This window comes from Stieleria sedimenti (assembly GCF_025060895.1).
GTDB classification, from domain to species: domain Bacteria; phylum Planctomycetota; class Planctomycetia; order Pirellulales; family Pirellulaceae; genus Stieleria; species Stieleria sedimenti.
This window is the reverse complement of the sequence record NZ_JANZKV010000055.1, coordinates 51,796-59,260: the sequence shown is the minus strand read 5'-3', so window position 1 is coordinate 59,260 and position 7,465 is coordinate 51,796. Positions and strand designations below refer to the sequence as shown.

At 57.9% G+C, this 7,465-nt stretch carries 8 protein-coding genes; all 8 read right to left on the bottom strand.

Annotated features, from left to right (window positions below; genetic code table 11):
- Positions 1-159: 159 nt before the first annotated feature.
- From NZK35_RS08645 to NZK35_RS08610, 8 genes are read right to left on the bottom strand one after another with little or no spacing between them, the layout of a single operon-like run.
- Entirely contained in the window at positions 160-681 is a 522-nt protein-coding gene (locus NZK35_RS08645) for a hypothetical protein (RefSeq protein ID WP_259632133.1), read from the bottom strand.
- Between the two features lie 30 nt (positions 682-711).
- Positions 712-1,215, bottom strand: a complete 504-nt coding sequence (locus tag NZK35_RS08640) for a hypothetical protein (protein ID WP_259632132.1) — start codon at positions 1,213-1,215, stop codon at positions 712-714.
- A gap of 16 nt (positions 1,216-1,231) precedes the next feature.
- A complete protein-coding gene (locus NZK35_RS08635; RefSeq protein ID WP_259632131.1) occupies positions 1,232-1,804 on the bottom strand; it encodes an imm11 family protein in 573 nt (190 codons plus the stop codon).
- Positions 1,805-1,855: 51 nt separating this feature from the next.
- Positions 1,856-2,569, bottom strand: coding sequence for an AHH domain-containing protein (locus NZK35_RS08630; protein WP_259632130.1), 714 nt, complete (start codon positions 2,567-2,569; stop codon positions 1,856-1,858).
- 10 nt (positions 2,570-2,579) lie between these two features.
- The gene (locus NZK35_RS08625; protein WP_259632129.1) at positions 2,580-2,960 is read right to left on the bottom strand and encodes a DUF4150 domain-containing protein; all 381 of its coding nucleotides are present in this window, start codon (positions 2,958-2,960) and stop codon (positions 2,580-2,582) included.
- 6 nt (positions 2,961-2,966) lie between these two features.
- Positions 2,967-4,028 (bottom strand): hypothetical protein, encoded by a 1,062-nt coding sequence (locus tag NZK35_RS08620; protein ID WP_259632128.1) that lies wholly within the window; start codon positions 4,026-4,028, stop codon positions 2,967-2,969.
- A gap of 2 nt (positions 4,029-4,030) precedes the next feature.
- A complete protein-coding gene (locus NZK35_RS08615; protein ID WP_259632127.1) occupies positions 4,031-5,053 on the bottom strand; it encodes a DUF2169 family type VI secretion system accessory protein in 1,023 nt (340 codons plus the stop codon).
- Between the two features lie 28 nt (positions 5,054-5,081).
- Entirely contained in the window at positions 5,082-7,172 is a 2,091-nt protein-coding gene (locus NZK35_RS08610; RefSeq protein WP_259632126.1) for a type VI secretion system Vgr family protein, read from the bottom strand.
- Positions 7,173-7,465 lie beyond the last annotated feature (293 nt).

The following is a 7,465-nucleotide window of genomic DNA, read 5'->3' as shown; positions in this document are numbered from 1 at the left end:
GGGCGCGAGCCCTCCGGTTCTTCCTCTCTGCCAAAACACCGGAGGGCTCGCGCCCTGCCGCTAAAAAATGCTTCACAGCGTTGCCATTGCGGGGCGGCGTGATCCAAACGAAGACTTTGTCGGCGGGCGGGCAATGTCATGATCGGTACGACGGTGGAGTTAAATGCGGCAGGACCTGCTGACGGTCTCCCACGCGCGGCATCGCACCTGGGGATCGTCATGTTCAAAGAATTCGCTCAGCCGATTGACTGGCGGCGATCGACGGTGTGATGCGAGGACCAGTCCGATGGCAGAAGCAACGCTCGGCGGAGCGGTCGAGTAGAGCTCGTTCAGTTTGCCTTCGATGGCATCGATCGGGCAGTGACACAGCGCCTCGGTCACACCATCCAGGTTGCATTCGTCCAACTGGTCCAGCAACGGCTGATGGAGCCCCAACCGGGCCAGACACCAAGCCCCGGCGAAGGCCATGAAGCGGTCTTCGTCGGCCAACAAGGGAACCGCGAATTCGACGCAATGTTCTCCGCCGACGAGCAAACCTTGCAGGTGGGCGTCGATCCGAGCGTCCAGTTCCCGGATTTCGAAACCGAAATACTCGGGCGAGCGAATCGCTTCGGTCCGCTGCGACCACAAGAACTCGATTTCTTCGAGGTGTTCGACCAGGATATCAAGGATTATCGCCATCGTTATTGCTCCTTCCCCGGCGAGAGATGTTCAGTTGATGGCAACCGTCCCACCCTTGATGCGATGCGTCCGCTTGGCCCGCGCCAGGATGTCGACGCCCTTGATCAGAATCTTACCTTCTTTCGTGATCTTGATGGTCGTCTCGCCACAGCGTAGGGAAAGGGATTTCCCGGCTCGGACGACGACATGTTCCGGCAGCTCGGTGTCGGAGACGACGGTCTGGTCCGACGACGCCGGGTTGTAGCGTTTCTTGGCCCCCAGCACACAGCCACGACCGCCGGGCGGGCCGACGTGGACGAGCACTTCATCCCCCACCGCGAAAACGGGGCAGTCGCTTGAGGAAGCCTGCAGAAAATCGCAGGCGGTCAATTGATCGCCGGCACCTTCCACTTGGACCAGGATGTCACCGTCGGGTGCGATCGCGACAACTCTACCGGAATGAACTCCCGTCAGCCCGGCCGCTGAGGCTGGGGCCGAAACGGGGGCAGCCGCTGGGTGGCTGCTCTTGTCGCTTTTGGATTCGATCGATGACACCGGGACGCTCCATACGTTAGGGGCTGTAGTCTTCGGGTTTAAAAAACTGAACGCCCGAAATGCCCGCCTCGGTGACTGCCTGCTTGACTTTTTCATGGACCAGAATGATCTGGTCGTACTCATGCAGTCGCAGCATCAGCAGATCTTCGATTTTGGATTCGTCGATGCCGAGCTTGTTGATCATCATGATCTCTGTCGGATCCGACGGCATGTACATGAAATCCGACGTCGACTCGTCAACGCACGCCACTCGCCCGACGATGTTGGCGAGACGATAATCGGTGACATCTCGATTTTCGGCTGCGAAGTGGATCACACAGTCAAAGTATTGCAGATTATCGACGCCGACGGACTGCAGGACCTTGCGCAGTTTCTCGGAGAACAGCAATCCCGTCGTCGCGTTGGCGACCAGATTCTCGGTCAGCACGCTACCGGAATCGGCGTCGATATCAATTTCGATCAGCGGCACTTCTTCGGTGATCGCCGAACCGTCGTCGAACCTCAAACGGCGTTCGGAGATCACCGCCGGGCGGCGGCTGACCGTGGCTTCGTCTTCTGATTCACGACGATTCGTCCAAACCCAATACATGTTCAATTCCTAAGAGACGGTGAATGACTTTTCATCGAAGTCGACAGAGCACTAGGTCGGCACGGCCAAATTCTGTCGTTCGAAACTTTCCTTTCGCTCACGAAGCGCTTTTTCTTTTGACCTCAGGAACCATTCCCAATAGAGCAGTTTGGTGAAACAAACCGCGGAGATCGCATTGAGATTCTGAATCAGCCCCTGTTGAGGTGAGGTATCGCAGTTGGAGTCTCGTTGGCAATAGGTGATGCACTTCTTCTCTAAATTGAGCAAGATCGGCATGATGTGGTCGTTGTACACCGCATTCGGGTGCGAACCGCGGTGGCACTGCATGTCGTGACGAAATATATCGTACGCATAACTGGGAAAGCAGGAACCGTTGTTGATGTGGTTTACATCGTATCCGATCAGTTTGGCATCATGCGAGAGGTCCGACACCTTGCCGAACAAGTTGACGGAGATCAAGTGGTGTTTTTGTGTGTGGTAATTGGGGTCCGTCATTGCGGCGGCATTGACGGCGTATCTGGCACTCTTGGTTTCTTCTCGATAGTCCGCAAGTTCAGCGCGTTTGCCGGTGTTCCCCGCGTTGCCGCTCATGACCCAGGGTTCATGTTCACCCCATTTGCTCGCGTAGTTGCTACTGTGTTTGACCTTCCCGTCGCCGGGATAATCGATCTTCTTTTTGTGGTCTTCTTCGCATTGTTTCCAATCGCAGGCGTGCAATTGTTCGGCGGGCGAAACGCCCGGCACATCGGCTCCTCCGGTATTCATCTCGGGCTCCTCACATCGCGATGTTTTTCTTGTTGTGCCACAGCGGATCGCCGAGTCGACCGACGTTTTTGCCTTCAACTTTGACGTCGAAGGAATACATCAGCAACTCGCAATTCTGTTTGAACACGTTGCTCTTGACGCCCCCCACCGTGCCCGGTTCGTCGCCGGTGCTCATCATGTATTTCGCACCCTTGTTGAGAATCATCTGTCCGTCGGCTTTGACTTTTTTGCTGCCGCTGGTCGTATCGGCGGCCTTTCCTAGATTCGGGTAGGGAATCGGGACCGGGCCACCGGGCGTCGGTGTTTTGCAAACGTCTGGGAATGCAAAATTGATGGTCCCGGATCCTTTATGAATCACGCCCCGACAATTCGCGAAGACTGTTTGTGCCATGACGGATTAGCTCGCTGGTTGGAGGGAACTGGTGAGTGTGCAACCGCCGCGCAAGGGGCCGTCGGAAGCGCACCAAACGAGATGCTCCCCGGAGGCCTTTCCCGAGGCGAATGCAAACGCCGACAACGCGGTCATCATCGCCCCGCTTGCGGCCCCGCTGTCGCCGAAGTGTTCAGCCGGGTGATGCACGCCGTGGCCCTGGACAAAGGAATCCGAGTGTCGCAAGAACGCGATGCTCCATTCCTGAGCCCACACGTGTTCGCCGTTAAAACTGAGATACACCTGATTGACCGCTTCACAACCCTTGAGCGCCGCGGCAAGGACTTCGGTCGAACCATCCCCCATGCAGGGATCGTCGCTCGTCAGGTGGCCCGGCTCATCGGCAACCGCGACCGCATTGATCCGTGCAATCGGCTGCACGTTCATCGACGCCGCACTGTCCGCGTCGACACAAATCAGCATCGCCGCACCTTCGCCGGGTATCATCCCGTCCTGCACGCCGTCGGTCAGCAGACGTTCTTGCGCGCCCAGCTGACTCAACAGGATCGGGTCATGAAAGGAATCGATTCCGCCGACCACGGCAATCGCATGAGGTGATTGTGCCAAAAAGGTCTCCGCAGCGAGCAGCGCTTGAAAGGTCGACGCACGTCCGCCGGTGAAAACATGCGTGGCTGCGAACTTGAGCTTCGTTTCGGAATTGGTCAGCGCGTTGCGGACCAGCGCCGCCGGGTCGCAGTGCGAACCGCCGCCGGATTCAGGCATCGCGATGAATCCGTGAACCGGTGCCGGAAGTTCGGCCAGTTTCTCGGCGACGGCTTTCAAGGGTATCGAGCCCAATCGAATCAACCGCTGCGCGTGTTGCGTCAGCGATTGGTCTTGTGCAATTTCCTCCACCAGCGGCGGCAGCGCGTCGTTGGCGATCCGCCCCATTTTGATCGGATTGCCATTGGGCGCGATCCAGTTGGTTTCTTCAATCCGAGCGATGCCGGCGGCCACGGATGTTGCGGCTTGTTCGATACACAGACCGACCGGGCACGCGATGTCGACAGCGATGATTGCGATCGGCATGATCAAGCCCGCCGGTTCATAGATGACACTTCTTCGACGGCAATCCAATTCAGCTTCGTCGATTGTTTCGGACAGGGGACCGCGGCTCGCCAAATCATTGCATATTCACGTTTGTCCGTATCGATCAACAAGGTTTCGAGGCGATGCTCCGCATCCGATTCCTGTCCGGCCAGCTGATAGCGAATTCGAAACTGCTTGGTCGGCAGCGCAAACTGAATCCACTGTTCGGGGTGGACACCACGAATGCTGACCGTTTCACCGCCTTGCAAATACGGGTCGCAGATCAAATCCGGATGTGCCGCGTTGAGGAAACTCGGATTGAAATCGGTCGGTAAAAACGGGGACCGATTCTTTTCCCAGTCTTCATCAAAGGTTCCCGCGAAGGTCGACCGGGGAGTCCAGTGAGCCGCGATTGCCCCGAACGCGGCTGGTGTGGGTCGCTCGGACCAACGCTTGAGTTCTTGCCCCGGCGTTTCCAAATTTGGCAACGGCGCTCCGTCGGCGTTGCTGCTCTTGTCGGACGCGAGGAACCCTCGGCCGACCGGATTTTCCGTCGCCCAATCTTCACGCCCATCGGGATGGACGTCTGCGCCGCCGAAGGCGAGTTCGTAAACGAGCGGCATCGACAGGAACTCGGCCGGCTTGGACGGCGTGATGCCGACAAGTCCTTTTTGCCAGACACGGTCACCGATGACCCGCACGGTTTTACGGGTGTCGCCGACCGACAGCTGAACATCGACCTGGGTGGTGGGGTTCGAACTCGGGGCGTAGGCGGTTCCATTGAGGACCACGTCAGTCGCCGGTTTGCTCAACGTCATGTCGGCGGGATATTTGACGCTGGTCGATTCCGGATCGCCCCAATGTTCGTCGACGTAAAAGATTGGCAACTGCGTCTCGGCAGGTTGATCGGGTTGATCGATCAACAGCGTCGCTTTGATGACGAGAAAGGCGGTCTCGATGCCGTCTTTGTCGAACAAAACGCTGAGCGCGGTTTCGTAATCGGTCTGGTTGTGTACTTGTAACATGGCGATTTCTCGGCGCGGTTTCTCCGAATTAGTTTTCCGCGATCTTGCTGCCCTTGAGCGTCATTTTCCCGCTCGCCTTGGCGGTGATTTTCCCGCTGCCGGTGATGGTGATGTCTTTGCCCGAGATTTTGATGGTGCCATCCTTTTTCATTTCGATCGATGCCTTGCCGGTTTTCAGCGTGATGGAATCACCGGCATTGATCAGGATGGCCTTGCCCGCGTCCAGGGACGCGCTTTTACCGACGCCGATCGTTTGATTCCCGTCGATGGAAATGTTCTCGTCCTTGCTGACACTTCGCGACCGCTCGCCTTTGACGCTCAGTGTTTCGTTTTTTGCCGTGGTCTCGGTGCGTTTTCCGTCGATCACCAGGGTGTGATCTTTTGAGATCGTCTCGCGTCGATTGCCTTTGACACTCAATTGTTCTTCGGCGTGCACCGTTTCAGTTCGACTTCCATGAACGGTGATCGTTTCATTCTTTCTGACGACCTCTGTTCGGTTGCCTTTGACTTCCGTGTCTTCGTCGCGATCAATGGTTTTCTTTCGATCTCGCCCGACCCAGTGGGTTTCATCGTTTTCGACTTCGATGTCTTGGTTCTTTTCGGCGTGGATCCAAACTTGCTCTTCGCCCTTGAGGTCTTCAAAGCGGATCGCGTTGGCGTTGTCTTTGCCACCGCCCTTGCTGCTCCGCGACAGGTAGCCGCTTTGAGTCTTATTGGCCGGCAGATCCCAGGGCGGCATGTTTTGGGCATGGTAGACGCGGCCGGTGATCAGCGGTCGGTCCGGGTCGCCTTCGAGAAAACTGACGACGACTTCCTGGTCGATCCGCGGGATGTCGATGCCGCCGAAGCCGGATCCGGCATGGACCTGCGAGACGCGGATCCAGCAGCTGCTTTTGTCGTCGTTCTGGCCGTAGCGGTCCCAGTGAAACTGGCATTTGACGCGGCCGTATTCATCCGGATAGATTTCTTCGCCGGCCGGACCGGTGACGATCGCCGTTTGCACGCCGCTGATGATCGGTTTGGCGGTGCTGCGTGGCGTCCGAAAGACGCGTGACGCGGGCAAACACGTGATCGAGTTGCGATACATGAACCCCTCGCCACCGCCGCCGGATTCATAGCCCATCGGTTCGCTACCGGCGTGTTGGATCGCCGTGATCACCACTTCGGCGCCTTGTTCCTCGCTGTCGCGATGTTGGTCGACGGTGAAACGACCGCCGGTTTGGAAGGTCTTGCACACGCTGGTCGCCGAAACGATGTCGTGACGCGTTTCCTCGGCCTCGATCCGCAGCCGGGTTTCGCCGCCGCCGACGCCCTTGTCCGGGTATTCGCCCGGATAGTCGTACATCTCGTAGCTGCTGACTTCGGGCAGGTCGACGACGGTCCCCGTGTCCGTCCCCAGCGTGTCGGTCGGTGTTTTGAAGTTATAGTCCCGTTGAGCCCATTTCCCCGGGACGAACTGGTACTTGCGTTCCCAACTGGTCAGATGGTCGTCGATCGCCCGGGTTCCGATGTCATCGGGGAAGTCGACGTTGGCTTCCGGTAGGGTGTAGTAGCCGTCCTTATGATCGGTGATCACCATCTGGTGAGCACCCTCGGAGTGCTTGAAGTAGTAGAAGATGCCTTCCTGTTCCATCAGCCGCGACAAGAAATTGAAATCGGTTTCGCGGTATTGGACGCAATACTCCCACTCTTTGTGTTCGAGCTGAAAGTCGGGGTTGTAATCGGCAAAGCCGTACTCGCCGAGGACTTCGTCGATGATGTCGGGGACTTTGGTGTCTTGAAAAATCTTGCAATCGCTGGTTTGAGTCAAAAACCAGAGCCACGGCACGACTTCGACGCGGTAGTTGCGACGGTCCTGCCCATCGACGTCGCCCCGCGAGAGACTTTTCACGAAGCCGTGCCAGTGGCGTCTGGAATTGTCAGCCAGCTCGATGCTCCAACCGATCGGCGTGCCGACGATGTCTTGCGGCTTGATGCCGGGATCGTCGCTGATCATCTCCAACTGGTAGTGAAACAGCCGGCCCATCTCTTCATTGCCGGTGAAGGAAGTGAGCAAAAGCACATCGTCACCGAGAACCGTGGTTAGATTCAGGAGGCGGTTTTGCTGTTGAAGTGCCATGGCTCAATCAAGGTGAGGTGTGAGATCAGCAATCATAGCCGAAGTGAACAAGAGCCGCCGAGACCCGCCTCGTTCCCGGGCCACGCCTGGGAACACACCGGCTTGGCTGGCTCTGCCTGCCCGGTCTGTCGGCGGAGCCGACGATCCATCGCGTTGCCAGGCGGAGCCTGGCAACGAGTCGGGCGGGCCCAACGCAAACGGGCCCAACGCAAACGGGCCCAACGCAAACGGGCCCAACGCAAACGGGCCCGTTCACCGCAGCGGAGAACGGACCGTCGCAATCATGACGTCGG

Bases quoted from the DNA above. Each gene is read 5' to 3' on its own strand.
- NZK35_RS08645 (WP_259632133.1), bottom strand. From the start codon at position 681: ATGGCGATAATCCTTGATATCCTGGTCGAACACCTCGAAGAAATCGAG.
- NZK35_RS08625 (WP_259632129.1), bottom strand. From the start codon at position 2,960: ATGGCACAAACAGTCTTCGCGAATTGTCGGGGCGTGATTCATAAAGGA.
- NZK35_RS08615 (WP_259632127.1), bottom strand. From the start codon at position 5,053: ATGTTACAAGTACACAACCAGACCGATTACGAAACCGCGCTCAGCGTT.
- NZK35_RS08635 (WP_259632131.1), bottom strand. From the start codon at position 1,804: ATGTATTGGGTTTGGACGAATCGTCGTGAATCAGAAGACGAAGCCACG.
- NZK35_RS08630 (WP_259632130.1), bottom strand. From the start codon at position 2,569: ATGAATACCGGAGGAGCCGATGTGCCGGGCGTTTCGCCCGCCGAACAA.
- NZK35_RS08610 (WP_259632126.1), bottom strand. From the start codon at position 7,172: ATGGCACTTCAACAGCAAAACCGCCTCCTGAATCTAACCACGGTTCTC.
- NZK35_RS08620 (WP_259632128.1), bottom strand. From the start codon at position 4,028: ATGCCGATCGCAATCATCGCTGTCGACATCGCGTGCCCGGTCGGTCTG.